Consider the following 16,305-nt stretch of genomic DNA (forward strand, 5'->3'; position numbering starts at 1 on the left):
CGGGCGAAAGTGCGTCGCCCGACGGAGGCGGCGTGGATCTGAAGCCTAGACAACGATGGATCGCCATCGCCGGCGTCACGGTGCTGTCCGCGATCGCCGTGGCCGGATTCGCCATCGCCATCTATGCCGCCTGGCTGTTCCACGACATGCCGGACGCCGGCGAGCTGCAGGACTATCGCCCCCCGACCGCCACGCGCGTCTACGCCTGGGACGGCACCTTGATCGGCGAGTACAGCAAGGAACGCCGGATCTTCGTGCCCTACGACCAGATCCCGCCGCAGCTGGCCCAGGCCTTCCTGGCGGCCGAAGACCACAACTTCTTCAAGCACGGCGGCGTCGATGTCGGCGGCTTCTCGCGGGCCATGCTCAACAATATCGGCAACGCCGCCCGCGGCCGTCGCCTGGAAGGCGGCTCCACGATCACCCAGCAGGTCGCCAAGAACGTCCTGCTGACCAGTGACGCGACGGTGGGGCGCAAGTTCAAGGAAGCGATCCTGGCGCACCGCCTCGAGCAGTCGCTCGACAAGCAGCAGATCCTTGAGCTGTATCTGAACGAGATCTGGCTGGGCTATCGCTCGTACGGGGTCGGCGCGGCCGCCTACAACTATTTCGGCAAGTCGCTGCCGGAGCTGACCCTGGCGGAAAGCGCCTTCCTGGCGGCGCTGCCCAAGGGACCCGACAACTATCATCCGATCCGCAACAAGGCCAAGGCCAAGGCCAGGCGCGACTGGATCCTGGGCCAGATGGCCGACCTGGGCTGGGTCAGCCAGGCCGACGCCAAGAAGGCGATGGCCGAGGACCTGATCGTCCAGCCGGCCCCCAAACGCGCCGCCTATCGCGACGCCGACTATTTCGTCGAGGAGGTGCGCCAGCGCGGCGTCGCCACCCTGGGTCCGCGCCTCAACGAGGGCGGCTATTACATGCGCACGACCCTCGATCCCAGGCTGCAGACCGCGGCGCGTGTGGCGCTGATGGAAGGCCTGGAGAAGTACGATCGCCGCCACGGCTGGCGCGGCGCCTGGGGCCACGTGGAAACCCTGGACGCCGACTGGGAAAAGCAGGCGTTGAAGAAGGCTCCGCCGTCCGAACGTCGCGGCTGGCGGCCAGCAGTCGTCACCTCGACCTCGGGCGGGGTTCGCCTGGCCAAGGGGGAGGGCGAGGGGGCCATCGCCGGCGAGGACATGGCCTGGGCCAACGCCACCAAGGGTCTGAAGGTCGGCGACCTGGTCTTCGTCGAGAAGCCCGATGGCGCCGCCGCCTACCGCCTGCGCCAGATCCCGATCGTCAACGGCGCCCTGGTGGCCATGGAGCCCTATTCGGGCCGCGTCGTGGCCCTGGTCGGCGGCTACAGCTTCTCGCTGTCGAACTTCAACCGCGCGACCCAGGCCATGCGTCAGCCGGGCTCGGCCTTCAAGCCGTTCGTCTACGCCACGGCCCTGGAAAACGGCTACACCCCGGCCAGCGTCGTGGTCGACAGCGCCATCACCCTGAAGGGGGCCAACGGCCAGGACTGGAGCCCGGAGAACTATCACAAGAAGTTCTATGGAGCCCTGCCGCTGCGCAAGGGTCTGGAGCAGTCGATCAACGCCATGACCGTGCGCCTGGCCCAGAGCGTCGGCATGAAGAAGATCGTCGAGACCGCCAAGAAGACCGGAGTCACCCGCGACATGGCCCCCGTTCTGGCCATGGCCCTGGGCGCGGGCGAGACCACGCCGTTCAAGCTGACCACGGCCTATACGCCATTCGTCAACGGCGGCCGCCGGGTCGAGCCGCACCTGATCGAACTGGTGCAGGATCGCGAGGGCAAGGTGATCTTCCGCGCCGACAAGCGCGACTGCGTGCGCTGCAACGCCGGCTTCAACGGCGACGAGAGCCCCCGCATCCCGGCGCTTGGCGAGCAGGTGATGGACCCGATCACCGCCTACCAGATCACCTCGATGCTGCAGGGCGTGGTCCAGCGCGGCACTGCCGCCCAGGCCAGCTCGCTGGGCTACCCGCTGGCCGGCAAGACCGGCACGACCAACGAGTATCGCAGCGCCTGGTTCATGGGCTATTCGCCCAACCTGGTGGTTGGCGTCTTCATCGGCTTTGACGACAATCGCTCGCTGGGCGAGGGCGAAACCGGCGCGACCGGTCCGGTGCCGATCTTCATGGACTTCATGCGAGAGGCGCTGAAGGGCCAGCCGAAGACCGAGTTTAGAGCGCCCGCCAACGCCAAGTTCGCCATGGTCCGCGGCATTCGCGAGGCTTTCCGTCCCGGCACCGAGCCCAAGGTGTTCGTCCCGACCGAGAGCACTGGCCCGCAGCCCTATGGCCAGGTCTGGCCCGACGGCCAGATCGGACCGGCCCCAACCCAGGGTCCGGCCAAGCCGCCGCCCCAGGCGCCGGACATCAGCGGGCTCTATTAATCGTCGATCAATCGGCCGGGGTCATTGCGCCGACTCCGGACGCGGGCTATGTCCCGCGCCCTTCAACACTGTCACGGAGTTACGTGATGAGACCGGATGTCGAGGCCTCCGCGGCCGACATCGAGCAGTCCGTGGGACTGCTCAGGAGGCGTCTTTGACTGGGATGTCGCCCTCCGCAAGCTCGATGAGCTGAACGCCCGGGTCGAGGACCCGACCCTTTGGGACCGCCCGGCGGAAGCCCAGGCTGTTTCCCGCGAACGCGCCGGCCTGGCCGCCCGCGTCGAGGCCGTGCAGGTTCTGGAACAGGGCCTGAAGGACGCGCTGGAATATGCCGAACTGGCCGACATGGAGGGCGACGAAGCCCTGCTGGAAGACGCCCGCGCCCAGCTGAAGGACCTGAAGGAACGCGCCGGCCGCGCCGAACTCGAGGCCCTGCTGTCGGGCGAGGCCGACGGCAACGACTGCTATGTCGAAATCAATTCGGGGGCCGGCGGCACGGAATCCTGCGACTGGGCGGGCATGCTGCTGCGCATGTACAGCCGCTGGGCCAACGCCCATGGCATGAGCGTGGAGCTGGTCGAGGAGACCTCGGGCGACCAGGTCGGCATCAAGTCGGCCACCCTGTTGGTCAAGGGAACCAACGCCTATGGCTGGCTGAAGACCGAGGCCGGCGTCCACCGCCTGGTGCGCATCAGCCCCTATGACGCGGCCGCCAAGCGCCACACCAGCTTCGCCTCGGCCTGGGTCTATCCGGTGGTCGACGACACGATCGAGATCGAGATCAATCCGTCGGACGTGCGCACCGACACCTACCGAGCCTCCGGCGCGGGCGGCCAGCACATCAACAAGACCGACTCGGCCGTGCGCCTGACGCACATCCCGACCGGCATCGCCGTGGCCTGCCAGGCCGGCCGTTCGCAGCACCAGAACCGCGAGGAGGCCTGGAAGATGCTGCGGGCCCGGCTCTACGAGGCCGAGCTGCAGAAGCGGGAAGCGGCCCAGCAGGCCCTGGAAGACCAGAAGACCGACATCGGCTGGGGGCACCAGATCCGCAGCTACGTCCTGCAGCCCTACCAGATGGTCAAGGACCTGCGGACCAATGTCGAGACGTCCGACACCCAAGGCGTGCTGGACGGAGACCTCGACCAGTTCATGGGCGCTTCGCTGGCCCAGCGCGTCGGGGCCACCCGGGACGCCCAGGCTTAGTCCGGCCTGGACCCGAAGTGCAAAACGCCCCGGAGCGATCCGGGGCGTTTTCTGTCTTAGCCGACCGGCTTGGCTTCCAGCATCGGCGGCGGCGCCGGCTGGGCCTGCGGCGCGGCGGGGCGCTGGAACTTCAGGCTGCGGCCCTGGAAGAAGGCCCCGGTTTCCATCGCCAGCTGCTCGTGGGTGATGTCGCCGTCGACGTAGGCTGTGCCGTAGAGGCGGACCTGCTTGGCGGTGATCGCGCCGACGATCCGGCCCCGGACCTCGACCGCCTCGGCGTAGATCGAGCCCTCGACATGGCCGGTTTCGCCGATCGTCAGCCGGCCCACGCGAACGTCGCCCCGCACCACGCCGTCGATCTGCAACTCGCCGTCGCCGGTGACGCCGCCTTCGATGGTGATGTCGGGAGAGACCAGCGAGGCCACCTTGGGCGGAACCTTGCGGGCGGCGTCGGACGCGGCCGGCGCCATGGACGTGGGCAGCGGCTCGATCTGGACCGAGCCCTTGGACGCCTTAGCTTGCTTGCTGAACATACTCACCAGCCTTCAAGAAGCGGTTCGGGTTCTGGGCCCGACCGTTGACCCATACTTCGTAGTGCAGATGCGGACCGGTCGAGCGGCCGGTCGAGCCCATGGCCGCGATGCGCTGGCCGATGGCCACGCGCTGGCCGACCCGGACCGAGGCGGCCTGCAGGTGACCGTAGCGGGTCTTGAAGCCGTTGCCGTGGTCGATTTCCACGACGTTGCCGTAGCCCGAGCGCACGCCGACATAGGAGACCACGCCCGGGGCGGTGGCCATGATCGGCGTGTAGAACGAGCCGGGGAAGTCCAGGCCCGAGTGGAAGGCCGGGCGATGGGTGAAGGGGTCGAAACGGACGCCGTAGCTGCTGCTCAGCGCCGGATTGTTGGTCGGCCGGTAGAAGGGCAGCTGCTGCGAGGCGGCGCTCAGCTGGCGCATGTCCGACATGTCGGTGGCGGCGTGCTGGATGCGGCCGGCGAAGTCCTCGTCGACATCGAGCACGGCGGCCAGGGCGCGGGGGTCCTTGGCCTCGATCAGCGGGCCGCCCAGCGACGAGCCGCCGCCGCGGCTGGTGAAGGCCCCGGCGTCCAGGCCCGCCATCCGCATGGCCAGGCGCAGGCGCTCGGCGCGACTCTTGGCGAAGGTCTCGGCCGCGTCGATCAGGCGTTCCTGGTCCATGCGCGTGGCCTGGATGCGCTCGATCGGCGAGGCGCCCAGCGGGTGCGGCTTGCCGACTTGCAGGGCCTGGGCGGCGCCGGGCACCCCCTTGAAGTCGCTGACCAGCAGGGCCAGGGCGGCGTGACGCTTCTCGACCGAGTTGGCCAGTTCGTCCAGCGAGCCGCTGCTGGCCGACAGCTGGGCCACGGCGCTGTTCAGGCGGGCCTGGCGGTCGGCGTTCAGGCGCTCGTAATAGGCCTTCTGCTTGATGACCACCTGGTCGGTCGAGCTGACCGACAGCACGTTGATCATCATGGCGGCGGTGCACACGCCCATCCACAGGGCGGCGGCGGCGACGCCGGTCGCGCACATCAGCTGCTTGCCGGTGGAGAAGACGTAGCCGCGCATCTCGCCGCCGGAGCGGACATAGAGATGACGCTCGGGGAAGAGCGCTTCCAGGGATTGTCGGATTCGCTTGAAGCGCGTGATCGCCATCGCCCTAGGAAACCCCCGTTTTCAAGGTCCCGGCGATATGCAACGAGAAAGCAGAAACGCGCAAGATACTTCGCGCCGTGTGTGAACACAGGGCGACTTTTTGCCTTAGCGACTCAACCGATAAAAGGTTCCGTGCCCGATGGCCACCACCGGCGCGGGTCGTTGTGGCGATAACCGCACGCCTGAGGCGGGGAAGCCACACCGTTATTTCAGGGTTCCTTCCTTGAGCGCCCGCGTGGCGGTCAGCACCGCCTTGATGTGGTTGGGCACCTTCACCTTGCGCCAGACGGCGCGGATCACGCCCTCGCGGTCGATCAGGAAGGTCGAGCGGTCGATGCCCATGTACTTGCGGCCGTACATGCTCTTCTCGACCCAGGCGCCGTAGGCCTCGACGGTCTCGCCGGTGGGATCGGCGGCCAGCTCGACCGTCAGGTCGTGCTTCTTGCGGAACTTGGCGTGCGAGGCGGCGCTGTCCTTGGACACCCCGACGATCACCGCGCCCAGCTTGGCGAATTCCTCGACCTCGGACGAGAACTGCAGCGCCTCCGACGTGCAGCCGGCCGTGTCGTCCTTCGGGTAGAAGTAGAGCACGACGGCCTTGCCGCTCAGGGCGGAAAGGCTGACGCGGCCGGTGTCGGTGGCCAGGTCGAAGTCGGGGGCCTTGTCGCCGGACTGGAGCTCTTGGGTCATCTTCATGTCCTCAACTTTGAACCGCTCATCCCGGCGAATGCCGGGACCCGGATGGAATGGCGGTGTGGCTGACGCCAGAAGCGTTTGAGCCATTCCAAACAAGCACTCCGCTATCGGATCTGGGTCCCGGCATTCGCCGGGATGAGCGGAAATTAGATAGGCTTCACCAGTACGATCTTCTTCTTGCCTTTCTGAACCTTGAAAGCCCCGAGTTCGGCAATGACTTGATCGCGTTCGTAGAGGTCGCCGACAGCCGGCTTGGCGTCGTTGATCTGGATGCCGCCACCGCCGATGAGATCGCGAGCCTCACGCATGGAAGTCGCGAGCCCCGCTTCCTTGACGAGCGCTTCAGCGGTTCGACGGGTGAGGCCGCCTTCAGGGCCAGCCCAGACCAATTCGACTGTCGGGAGATCGGCGGATGTCTGTCCCTGTTCGAAAGCCTTCTCAGCCGTTTCTCGCGCCGACTTCGCAGCCTCCCCGCCATGCGCCATCCGCGTGGCCTCGTCGGCCAGCACCTTCTTGGCCTCGTTGATCTGGGCGCCCGGCAGGGCCTCCAGCTCGGCGATCCGATCCAGCGGCAGGTCGGTGAACAGCTTCAGGAACCGGCCGACGTCGGCGTCCTCGGTGTTGCGCCAGAACTGCCAGTAGTCGTAGGGGCTCAGCGCGTCGGCGTTCAGCCAGACGGCGCCGGCGGCGGTCTTGCCCATCTTGGCGCCCGAGGCCGTGGTCAGCAGCGGCGTGGTCAGGCCGAACGCCGGTTTCTGGTCGACGCGGCGGATCAGCTCAACGCCGTTGAGGATGTTGCCCCACTGGTCCGAGCCGCCCATCTGCAGCACGCAGCCGCGCTTGCGGTTCAGCTCCAGGAAGTCGGTGGCCTGCATCAGCATGTAGTTGAATTCGAGGAAGGTCAGCGGTTGCTCGCGATCCAGCCGCAGCTTGACCGAGTCGAAGGCCAGCATGCGGTTGACGGTGAAATGCGCGCCATATTCGCGCAGGAACTCGATGTAGCCGAGCTTGCTCAGCCATTCGTCGTTATCGACCATGACTGCGTCGGTCGGCCCGTCGCCGAAGGCCACGAACTTCTCGAAAGCGCGCTTGATGCTGGCGATATTGGCCTTGATGCCGTCCTCGGTCAGCATCTTGCGGCTTTCGTCCTTGCCCGACGGATCGCCCACCTTGGTGGTGCCGCCGCCGATCAGCACGATCGGCTTGTGGCCGGTCTGCTGCAGGCGGCGCAGCATCATGATCGAGATCAGATTGCCCACGTGCAGGCTGGAGGCCGTGGCGTCGAATCCGACATAGGCCGTGACCACGCCCCCGGCCGCCGCGGCGTCCAGCTCGTCCGGATGGGTGATCTGGTGGATGTAGCCGCGCGCCTGCAGGGTCTGGAGGAATTCCGACTTGAACGATGCGGGGGCGGACATGGCTCGACTCTCTGATTTCGGCGCCTGAACTTGAGACGAATGGGCGTCTAGCACGGCGGGGGCGGTCTGTGGCGAGGGTTTCATCGGCAAGGTCTCCTGGGGAATGATCCGGAGACGTTCGCTGGTCTGACGCGTCGCCGGCGGGGCGGGCGCATCGACGTGATCGGTCGGCCTCCCGCTAGGACAGCGGGCGGTAATAGGCGCGGGTGAGGCGGCTTTGATCGATCATGGGGCCTAGCTACCCGGGCCGGGCCATGGCAGTCAACCGAACCATGAAGATCCTGGGATTCATGACCGGCACCTCGCTCGACGCGGTCGACATGGCGGTGCTGGAGACCGACGGCGAGGCGATCCAGGCCTTCGGCCCGGCCGGCGAGCGCAAGCTGCGCGAGGAGACCCGCGACCTGCTGCTGGTCGCCACCGAGGTGGCGCGGGGCTGGCCGCGCGACCGGCCGGCGCCGGACATCTTCGAAGAGGCCGCCCAGGCCGTGGCCGACGAGCACTTCCACGCCGCCGAGAGCTTCCTGGCCGAGCACGGCCTGGCCTGGTCCGACTTCGACCTGCTGGGCGTCCACGGCCAGACCGTGCTGCACGAGCGGCCGCATCCGGGGCGGATCGGCCGGACCGTGCAGCTGCTCGACGCCGAGCGCCTGGCCCGGGCCTGCGGGCGGCCTGTGGCCTTCGACTTCCGCACCGCCGACGTGGCGGCGGGCGGGCAGGGGGCGCCGCTGGCCCCGGTCTATCATGCCGCCCGAGCCCGCGCCTCGGGCCTGGCCGCGCCGGTCGCGGCGCTGAACATCGGCGGGGTGGCCAACATCACCTTGATCGGTCCGGAGGACGACCTGCTGGCCTTCGACACCGGCCCGGGCAACGGCATGATCGACCTGATGCTGCAGGCCCGGGGGCTGGGGCGGTTCGACGAGAACGGCCGGCTGGCGGCGGCCGGCGCGGTCGACCAGGCGGTGCTGGAGACCTTCCTGGCCAGCGACTATTTCTCCGGCCCGGCTCCCAAGTCTCTGGACCGCTACGACTTTCCGCTCGATCTGGTCGATCACCTGTCCTCCGAGGACGCCGCCGCCACCCTGGTGGCCTTCACCGCCGAGGCCGTGGTCAAGGCCTTCGAGCATGGCCAGCGCCCCCAGGCCCTGATCGTCTGCGGCGGCGGTCGCCACAATCCGCAGATCATGAAGGCCCTGGCCGACCGCGCCCCGGTGCCCGTCCGCACCGCCGAGGCCGTCGGCTGGCGCGGCGACGCCATCGAGGCCGAGGCCTTCGCCTTCCTGGCCGCCCGCACCGCGCGGGGCCTGCCGATCAGCTTCCCGGGAACGACCGGGGTGGCGGCGCCGATGACGGGCGGGAGGATCGTGCGGCCTTAGGATCATCACTTGCCCCCTACGGACCGCTTCGCGGTCGTCTTCCCCCGGAGGGGGAAGCGCTGTCGTAGGCGCCGTGCGAAGGCTCCGCCCCTATGGGGGCGGACAGGCGGCGAAGCCGCCAGGTGGGGGCAAGTGGGCGCGATCTCACGCGGCTGGCCGCTGAGCGTATGGAAAGGGTCGCGGAGCGCCGGACATCGTCCGGAGGAATGTAAAGACTAACCGTTTCGACGAAGCCCAGATCGCTCCGCGCGGTCGTTATCCGGAAGCGCGCGACGCCGAGCCCTGTTAGAGCCTCGCCGCCTTGAAGCCTCCGACGGGCGGGCCAGGTCAACGACACCCGGTCCCGGACCGCGAGCGCGTCACCGCCCGCCTGTTGCTAAGTCAGCCCTTGCATCACGTCGTATCTGTATAACAGGCCCGACCGGCACCAGAGACGCAAGGTTTGGTCCTCCGAAGAGGACCGCCGACGGAGCTTCCCGCTCGATCGCCCCTCGCCGCCGCATCGGTCGCTGGCCATGCGCCCTTTCCCTGCGACGAGGTGAGACCAGGATACGGGCGCCCGGACAGGGTGAGGATCAAATCGGGTCGAAAAAGTTCAAGGCCTTGATTTGGCTGGGCTTCATCTCGGAGAGGCCGAGCATAAGCCGCTGGGGACATGCACTCACGCAAGGTCCCAGCCGGTCGATCCTCGGTCATCGGGGGTGAGTGCGTGTCCCCACCGTCGCCCCCGTCGCCCGATCAGCGATCCCAGGCGACTTGCCCTCGGACTCAGCGGACGAAGCAGGGGACACGCACTCATGGCCAGCGCTCCGCCAACCCGGCCAGCGTCGGGGGATGAGTGCATGTCCCCGGCGCAACGCCGTGAGTGCATGTTCCCACCTCAGTGCAGCTTCAGCCGCCCCGCCACGCGCTGTTGCAGCAGGCGCGCCAGGGCCAGGACGATGGTCTTGGGCGTGCCCATGATCGCCCGGTGATGGTCGAGATGCAGCGAGATGTAGGCCCACTTGGCGATCAGGCCCTCGACGAAGAAGTTCGGTCCGCCCAGGCCGCCCATCAAGGCCCCGACGCCCTTGTTCTCGCCCAGCGACAGCAGCGAGCCGAAGTCGCGATAGACGAACGGCGCCTCGATCCGGCGCTGGCCCAGGCGGGCGATCAGGGCCTTGGCCAGGTAGCTGGCCTGCTGGTGGGCGGCCTGGGCGCGGGCCGGGATGATCCGCCCCTCCTTGCCCGCCGTGCCGATCCAGGGGGCGGCGGCGCAGTCGCCCAGGGCCCAGACGTCCGGCGCCGAGGTCTCCAGCCGCTCGTTGACCACGAACTGGTTGGTCTTGTTGATCTCCAGCCCGTAGCCGGCGTTGGTCGGGGCGGCCTTGACGCCGGCGGCCCAGACGATCAGGTCGGCCGGGATGTCGCCCTGGCTGGTCTCCAGCCGGTCGGCGTGGACGGCGACCACCTTGGCCCCGGTGTGGACCCGCACGCCCTTGCGCTCCAGGGCGAGCGTGGCCTGGTCGGAGATCTTCTCGGGCAGGCCGCCCAGGATCCGCGGCGCGGCCTCGACGATGGCGATGTCCAGCCGGAAGCGCTGCTCGCTGCCCAGGCTGCCCAGCAGCTCGCGATGGGCCTCGATCAGCTCGGCCGACAGCTCCACGCCGGTGGCCCCGCCGCCGACGATGGCCACGCTCATGGTCTTCTCGGCCGAGAACGAGGCCTTCATGAAGGCGGCCAGCAGGCGGGTGTGGAAGGCCTCAGCGTCCTCGGTGCGCTCCAGAAGGTGGGCCTGGTCGGCGCCGGGCGTGCCGAACAGGTTGCTGCCGCTGCCGATCGCCAGCACGCCCCAGCTGAAGGTCACCCCGCGCTCGGGGACCAGCACCTTGCCGGCTTCGCCCAGGATCGGCTTGAGGTTCAGGCGCTTGGCGACGGGATCAAAGCTGTCCAGTTCGCCCAGCAGGAAGCTGAAATGGTTGGCGCGGCCCAGGATCGAATAGGACAGGCCCTCCTGGTGGGTGTCCAGCGTGCCGGCCGCCACCTCGTGCAGGGTCGGCTTCCAGATGTGGAAGCTGGAGCGGTCGATCAGCAGCACACGCTCCTTGCCCGCCTTGGGGCCCAGCTTGCGTCCCAGCCGCGCGGCCAGCTCCAGCCCGCCGGCTCCGCCGCCGACGATGACGATGTCGTAGTGCATGCCCGCCATCCAGAAATTCCTCAGATGGTGAATATATAGGAGGTTCGCCGAACCGTGTCAGGTCGCGCTTGTGGAGCGGGATGAGCGTGACGAGGCGCGTCCACCGTCGGCGGGCGTCGGAAACGGGCGCAGGTTGTGGCTCACCGTCATTCTCCCGGAACGCTGTTCGGTCCCAGAATGACGGTGAGTTGCCCCGGATCGCAAGGGTCATGTTACCGGTAACTAACCGATAATCAGGGGATCGGGTTCATTTCCAGGCGCTTGTCCAGGTAGTCGCCGACGCTCTTCTCGACGCTGGGCAGGTGCTCGGCCCAGAAGTGGGTGGCCTTGTCGACGACCTCGTAGTCGATGACGATGCCCTTCTGGGTGCGCAGCTTGCTGACCACGCGCTCGACCTCGACCGGCGGCACGACGGTGTCGGCCGCGCCGGTCAGGATCAGGCCCGAGGCCGGGCAGGGGGCCAGGAAGCTGAAGTCGTACATGTTGGTCGGCGGCGACACCGAGATGAAGCCGTCGGTCTCGGGGCGGCGCATCAGCAGTTGCATGCCGATATAGGCCCCGAAGCTGTAGCCGGCGACCCAGGTCTGGGCGGCGGCGGGGTTGTTGGACTGCAGCCAGTCCAGGGCCGTGGCCGCGTCGGCCAGCTCGCCGATGCCGCTGTCGAACTCGCCCTGGCTGCGGCCCACGCCGCGGAAGTTGAAGCGCAGGGTCGCGAAGCCGCGCTTCATGAACAGGTGGTACAGCTGCACCGAGACCGGATGGTTCATGTGGCCGCCCGCCTTGGGGTGCGGGTGCAGGATCAGCGCGATCGGGGCGTTGTCGGTCTTGCCCGGCGAATAGCGGCCTTCGATGCGGCCCGAAGCTCCGGTCAAAATCACGTCAGGCATTCAAGGTCCCTATCCAAAACGGGGCGACGGGGCCGTCTCCTTCCGCCCTGACGAGCGAAGGAATACTTGACCACTGCGCTTGGTCTTCCTAAATCCGCACCGCGCGCCTGGGTCTTTCGCAAGAGCCTCGGCGCGAAGTCGCGGCTTGTAGCACACGCCTAAGCCGATGCGCGGGGAATCCGCAAGGAGATAAGGCGCATGCGCCTGAGCACCAAGGGACGCTACGCGGTGATGGCCATGACCGACCTGGCCCGCCGCCAGGATCAGGCCGAGGGCCGCGCCGTGGCCCTGGCCGAGATCGCCGCCCGCCAGCAGATCTCGCTGTCCTATCTGGAGCAGTTGTTCGCCCGCCTGCGCCGCAAGGGGTTGGTGGTCAGCGCCCGCGGCCCCGGCGGCGGCTATCGCCTGGCCCGCGAGGCCCGCGACACTGCCATCGCCGACATCGTCCTGGCCGTGGACGAGCCCCTGCGCGCCACCCGCTGCGGCGTCGCCAAGGGCAAGTCCGGCGCCAAGGGCTGCATGGCCGGCGGGGCCCAATGCCTGACCCACGACCTGTGGGAGGAGATGGGCCGCCAGATCCACGGCTACCTGGCCAGCGTGTCGATCGCCGACGTGCTGGACGGCAAGCTGAAGGCGCGGGGCCGGAAGGACCACGCATCGGACAAGGCTACCGAGCAAAAGGCAGGGGAGATGGCGGCGGCGTGACCAAGCCCTCGATCTATCTCGACTACAACGCCACCGCCCCGATCCGTCCCGAGGCGCGGGACGCGGTGCTGCGCGCCTTCGAGACCGCCGGCAATCCCTCGTCGGTGCACGCCAGCGGCCGGGCCGCCCGCGACCTGGTCGAGACCGCCCGCGCCCAGGTCGCCGCCCTGGTCGGGGTCGTGGCCGGCTCGGTCACCTTCGTCAGCGGCGGCACCGAAGCCAACGCCCTGGCCATCGGCAGCGCCGCCTTCGCCGGCTTCAACCGCGTCATCGTCAGCGAGGGCGAGCACGACGCGGTGCTGGAAACCGCCGCCGCCTCGGGCCTGCAGGTGCTGAAAATGCCGCTGGACGCCGATGGCGTCGCGCGGCTGGACTGGCTGGAGGAGGCCCTGAGCGACGAGGGCCGGGCCCTGGTCTGCCTGATGCTGGCCAATAACGAGACCGGCGTGATCCAGCCGGTGGCGGACGCTTCGGCCCTGGTCCGCGCCGCCGACGGCTGGCTGCACGTCGACGCCGTCCAGGCGGCCGGCAAGGTCGCCATCGACTTCACCGCCCTGGGCGCCGACACGATGGCGCTGTCGGCCCACAAGCTGGGCGGGCCGCAAGGCGTCGGCGCGCTGGTGGCCGGCACGCGGGCCACGATCGTCCGCCAGCAGCACGGCGGCGGCCAGGAGCGCGGCCGCCGGGCCGGCACCGAGAACGTCGCCGGGATCGCCGGCTTCGGCGCGGCGGCGCAGGCGGCGGCTGGCGACTTGCCCGCGATGGCCAATCAGGGCACATGGCGCGACGCCTTGGCCGAACGGGTCAAGGCCGCTGGCGCGGTCGTGCTTGGAGAGGGCGCGGCTCGCCTTCCGCAAACCCTGTGTTTGGCGGCCGAGGGCTTCGCCTCGCAGATTCAGGTGATGAACCTGGACCTGGCGGGGGTGATGGTCAGCGCCGGCAGCGCCTGCTCGTCGGGCAAGGTCAAGGCCAGCCGCGTGGTGGAAGCCATGGGCCGCGCGGACCAGGCTCCGTTCGCCCTGCGCGTCAGCGGCGGCTGGGCCTCGACCGAGCAAGACTGGATTTCCTGCGGCGACGCCTGGCTCGCCGCCTATTCGCGTATCGGCGCCCGGCGCCGGGAGGTGGCGTAGTGGCCGCGGTCAAAGAGACCATTGAAACTGTCGCCGCGCTCGAGAAATACGAGCACGGCTTCACGTCGCAGATCGACCAGGAGTTCGCCCCCAAGGGCCTCTCCGAGGACATCGTGCGCTTCATCTCCGCGAAGAAGGGCGAGCCCCAGTGGATGCTGGACTGGCGGCTTGACGCCTATCGCCGCTGGCTGGAACTGGAGGAGCCGACCTGGGCCAAGGTCAGCCACCCGCCGATCGACTATCAGGACAGCTATTACTACGCCGCCCCCTCGACCAAGGCCGGCCCCAAGAGCCTGGACGAGGTGGATCCCGAGATCCTGGCCGTCTACGAGAAGCTGGGCATTCCGCTGAAGGAGCAGGCCGTGCTGGCCGGCGTCGAGGGCGCGCCGCGCTACGCCGTGGATGCGGTGTTCGACAGCGTCAGCGTGGTCACCACCTTCAAGAAGGAGCTGGCGGCGGTCGGGGTGATCTTCTGCTCGATGAGCGAGGCGATCCGCGAGCATCCGGAGCTGGTGCGCCAGTACCTGGGCAGCGTGGTGCCGACCTCCGACAACTATTTCGCCTGCCTCAACAGCGCGGTCTTTTCCGACGGCTCGTTCGTCTACATCCCGCCGGGCGTGCGCTGCCCGATGGAGCTGTCGACCTATTTCCGCATCAACGCCAAGGACAGCGGCCAGTTCGAGCGCACCCTGATCATCGCCGACAAGGGCGCCTATTGCTCGTACCTGGAGGGCTGCACGGCCCCGATGCGCGACGAGAACCAGCTGCACGCCGCCGTGGTCGAGCTCGTCCTGCTGGAGGACGCCGAGATCAAGTACTCGACGGTCCAGAACTGGTATCCGGGCGATCCGGAAACCGGCAAGGGCGGCATCTACAACTTCGTCACCAAGCGGGCCGACTGCCGCGGCGATCGCAGCAAGGTGTCGTGGACCCAGGTCGAGACCGGCTCGGCCATCACCTGGAAATATCCGTCCTGCGTACTACGCGGCGAGGGCTCGTCGGGCGAGTTCTACTCGATCGCCGTGACCAACGGCCACCAGCAGGCCGACACCGGCACCAAGATGATCCACCTGGGCGCCAACACCCGCTCGCGGATCGTCGCCAAGGGCATCAGCGCCGGCCAGTCGACCAGCACCTATCGCGGCCTGGTCTCGGCCCACCCCAAGGCCAAGGGCGCGCGCAACTTCACCCAGTGCGACAGCCTGCTGATCGGCAAGACCTGCGCGGCCCACACCGTGCCCTATATCGAGGCCCGCAACGGCCAGTCGGTGTTCGAGCACGAAGCCACCACCACCCGCCTGTCGGACGACCAGCTGTTCTACTGCCAGCAGCGCGGGCTTTCGCAGGAGGAGGCCGTGGCCCTGCTGGTCAACGGCTTCGTCAAGGACGTGCTGCAGCAGCTGCCGATGGAATTCGCGGTGGAGGCCCAGAAGCTGGTGGCGATCTCGCTGGAAGGCTCGGTGGGATGATTGCCGACGCAGAACTGGACCAAATGTCGCCTGAAGATGAGCCCGCTGGACTGGCCTGGGCTCTGGCCGATCGATTTCAGGAACGTACGGCGCAGCGCCAATACCCGCCCGTTGGCTATGGTCTGAAGGGCATCAGCGAACTCATCTACAGAGTTGCCCGAGACAATCCTGGGCATGCGGATGCGATCGCCACTCAAGTTGAAGCTATGGCGGGCTACGTCCGCCGCCACATGAAATGACAAGCATGCTCTCCATCCACAACCTCCACGCCAATGTCGGCGACAAGCCGATCCTCAAGGGCGTCACGCTCGACGTGCCGGCCGGCGAGGTGCACGCCATCATGGGCCCCAACGGGGCGGGCAAGTCGACGCTGTCCTACGTGTTGAGCGGCCGGGGCGGCTACGAGGTCACCGAAGGCGCGGCGAGCCTGAACGGCGAGGACCTGCTGGCCCTGGAGCCCAACGAGCGGGCGGCCAAGGGCGTGTTCCTGTCGTTCCAGTATCCGCTGGAGATCCCGGGCGTGCCGGCCCTGACCTTTATCCGCACCGCCCTGAACGCCCAGCGCCGGGCGCGCGGCGAGGACGAGATCGCGGCGCCGGCTTTCCTGAAGCTGGCCAAGGAGAAGGCCGGCGCGCTGAAGATCGACTTCGACATGCTCAAGCGCGGCCTGAACGTCGGCTTCTCGGGCGGCGAGAAGAAGCGGATGGAAATCCTTCAGATGGCGATGCTGTCGCCGAAGTTCCTGATCCTGGACGAGACGGACTCGGGCCTGGACATCGACGCCCTGAAGATCGTCTCCGAAGGCGTCAACGCCCTGCGCGCCCCCGATCGCGGCATGCTGGTCATCACCCACTACCAGCGCCTGCTGGACTACATCAAACCCGACCGCGTCCACGTGCTGGCCGCCGGCCGCATCGTCGCCTCGGGCGGCCCGGAGCTGGCCCTGCAGCTGGAGGCCGAGGGCTACGACAAGTACACGGTGGCGGCATGATGACGGTCGCGCAGCATAGATCCTCCCCCCCTGGGGGAGGTGGCCCGAAAGGCCGGAGGGGGACCGCCGCGCCGACCCCCCCAGTCGCGTCGCGCCACCGCCCCCCGAGGGGGGGCCACTTACGCAGGCCCCCGCCACCGCCCCCCAGACCGGCGACCAGACCCCCCGGCCC

The 16,305-nt window shown here is 68.3% G+C and carries 14 protein-coding genes; 8 read left to right on the forward strand and 6 right to left on the reverse strand.

Translation table 11 applies throughout. From position 1 onward, the window contains the following. Positions 1-32: 32 nt before the first annotated feature. Positions 33-2,408, forward strand: coding sequence for a penicillin-binding protein 1A (locus EV278_RS03980; RefSeq protein WP_132086872.1), 2,376 nt, complete (start codon positions 33-35; stop codon positions 2,406-2,408). An 86-nt stretch (positions 2,409-2,494) separates the two neighbouring features. Further along, a protein-coding gene (gene prfB, locus EV278_RS03985; RefSeq protein WP_132086874.1) for a peptide chain release factor 2 occupies positions 2,495-3,614 on the forward strand; the annotation gives its coding sequence in 2 pieces (ribosomal slippage) (positions 2,495-2,563 and positions 2,565-3,614; 1,119 coding nt in all). A 56-nt stretch (positions 3,615-3,670) separates the two neighbouring features. Here the strand turns inward: prfB and EV278_RS03990 are convergent. The 4 genes from EV278_RS03990 to tyrS all read right to left on the reverse strand — a co-directional run bounded on the left by EV278_RS03990 (position 3,671) and on the right by tyrS (position 7,399). Further along, complete coding sequence (locus EV278_RS03990) at positions 3,671-4,147, reverse strand: polymer-forming cytoskeletal protein (protein WP_132086943.1); 477 nt, start codon at positions 4,145-4,147, stop codon at positions 3,671-3,673. Then, a complete protein-coding gene (locus EV278_RS03995; protein ID WP_132086876.1) occupies positions 4,128-5,285 on the reverse strand; it encodes a peptidoglycan DD-metalloendopeptidase family protein in 1,158 nt (385 codons plus the stop codon). Before EV278_RS03995 ends, EV278_RS03990 begins: the two co-directional genes overlap by 20 nt. Positions 5,286-5,489: 204 nt before the next feature. Beyond that, positions 5,490-5,975, reverse strand: coding sequence for a peroxiredoxin (locus EV278_RS04000; RefSeq protein WP_132086878.1), 486 nt, complete (start codon positions 5,973-5,975; stop codon positions 5,490-5,492). A gap of 152 nt (positions 5,976-6,127) precedes the next feature. After that, positions 6,128-7,399 (reverse strand): tyrosine--tRNA ligase, encoded by a 1,272-nt coding sequence (gene tyrS, locus EV278_RS04005; protein ID WP_132086880.1) that lies wholly within the window; start codon positions 7,397-7,399, stop codon positions 6,128-6,130. Between the two features lie 272 nt (positions 7,400-7,671). On the opposite strand from tyrS, the gene EV278_RS04010 reads away from it, so the two are divergent. Beyond that, the gene (locus tag EV278_RS04010; protein WP_165916517.1) at positions 7,672-8,775 is read left to right on the forward strand and encodes an anhydro-N-acetylmuramic acid kinase; all 1,104 of its coding nucleotides are present in this window, start codon (positions 7,672-7,674) and stop codon (positions 8,773-8,775) included. An 880-nt stretch (positions 8,776-9,655) separates the two neighbouring features. Here EV278_RS04010 and EV278_RS04015 read toward each other — a convergent pair. Beyond that, on the reverse strand, positions 9,656-10,951 hold the full coding sequence (locus tag EV278_RS04015; protein WP_132086945.1) for an FAD-dependent oxidoreductase: 1,296 nt from the start codon (positions 10,949-10,951) through the stop codon (positions 9,656-9,658). A gap of 233 nt (positions 10,952-11,184) precedes the next feature. Further along, complete coding sequence (locus EV278_RS04020; RefSeq protein ID WP_035076568.1) at positions 11,185-11,838, reverse strand: alpha/beta hydrolase; 654 nt, start codon at positions 11,836-11,838, stop codon at positions 11,185-11,187. 198 nt (positions 11,839-12,036) lie between these two features. On the opposite strand from EV278_RS04020, the gene EV278_RS04025 reads away from it, so the two are divergent. Genes EV278_RS04025 through sufC form a run of 5 tightly spaced genes read left to right on the forward strand, consistent with a single transcriptional unit; the run spans position 12,037 to position 16,133 of the window. Continuing rightward, the gene (locus EV278_RS04025; protein ID WP_132086884.1) at positions 12,037-12,543 is read left to right on the forward strand and encodes an Rrf2 family transcriptional regulator; all 507 of its coding nucleotides are present in this window, start codon (positions 12,037-12,039) and stop codon (positions 12,541-12,543) included. Continuing rightward, a complete protein-coding gene (locus tag EV278_RS04030; protein WP_132086886.1) occupies positions 12,540-13,673 on the forward strand; it encodes a cysteine desulfurase family protein in 1,134 nt (377 codons plus the stop codon). The genes EV278_RS04025 and EV278_RS04030 overlap by 4 nt, the downstream gene beginning before the upstream one ends. Continuing rightward, positions 13,673-15,142: a Fe-S cluster assembly protein SufB gene (gene sufB, locus EV278_RS04035; RefSeq protein WP_132086888.1), complete on the forward strand. Its 1,470-nt coding sequence runs from the start codon at positions 13,673-13,675 to the stop codon at positions 15,140-15,142. Before EV278_RS04030 ends, sufB begins: the two co-directional genes overlap by 1 nt. Continuing rightward, positions 15,139-15,381 carry a hypothetical protein gene (locus tag EV278_RS04040; protein WP_132086890.1) on the forward strand — a complete coding sequence of 81 codons (243 nt, stop codon included), beginning with the start codon at positions 15,139-15,141 and terminating at the stop codon, positions 15,379-15,381. Before sufB ends, EV278_RS04040 begins: the two co-directional genes overlap by 4 nt. Before the next feature lie 5 nt (positions 15,382-15,386). Then, the gene (sufC, locus tag EV278_RS04045) at positions 15,387-16,133 is read left to right on the forward strand and encodes a Fe-S cluster assembly ATPase SufC (protein ID WP_132086892.1); all 747 of its coding nucleotides are present in this window, start codon (positions 15,387-15,389) and stop codon (positions 16,131-16,133) included. Positions 16,134-16,305 lie beyond the last annotated feature (172 nt).

Source organism: Caulobacter sp. BK020 (genome assembly GCF_004342605.1).
GTDB lineage: Bacteria > Pseudomonadota > Alphaproteobacteria > Caulobacterales > Caulobacteraceae > Caulobacter.

Coding starts and splice junctions, on each gene's coding strand:
- EV278_RS03990 (WP_132086943.1), bottom strand. CDS start 4,147: ATGTTCAGCAAGCAAGCTAAGGCGTCCAAGGGCTCGGTCCAGATCGAG.
- EV278_RS03995 (WP_132086876.1), bottom strand. CDS start 5,285: ATGGCGATCACGCGCTTCAAGCGAATCCGACAATCCCTGGAAGCGCTC.
- EV278_RS04000 (WP_132086878.1), bottom strand. CDS start 5,975: ATGACCCAAGAGCTCCAGTCCGGCGACAAGGCCCCCGACTTCGACCTG.
- tyrS (WP_132086880.1), bottom strand. CDS start 7,399: ATGTCCGCCCCCGCATCGTTCAAGTCGGAATTCCTCCAGACCCTGCAG.
- EV278_RS04010 (WP_165916517.1), top strand. CDS start 7,672: ATGAAGATCCTGGGATTCATGACCGGCACCTCGCTCGACGCGGTCGAC.
- EV278_RS04015 (WP_132086945.1), bottom strand. CDS start 10,951: ATGCACTACGACATCGTCATCGTCGGCGGCGGAGCCGGCGGGCTGGAG.
- EV278_RS04020 (WP_035076568.1), bottom strand. CDS start 11,838: ATGCCTGACGTGATTTTGACCGGAGCTTCGGGCCGCATCGAAGGCCGC.
- EV278_RS04025 (WP_132086884.1), top strand. CDS start 12,037: ATGCGCCTGAGCACCAAGGGACGCTACGCGGTGATGGCCATGACCGAC.
- EV278_RS04040 (WP_132086890.1), top strand. CDS start 15,139: ATGATTGCCGACGCAGAACTGGACCAAATGTCGCCTGAAGATGAGCCC.
- sufC (WP_132086892.1), top strand. CDS start 15,387: ATGCTCTCCATCCACAACCTCCACGCCAATGTCGGCGACAAGCCGATC.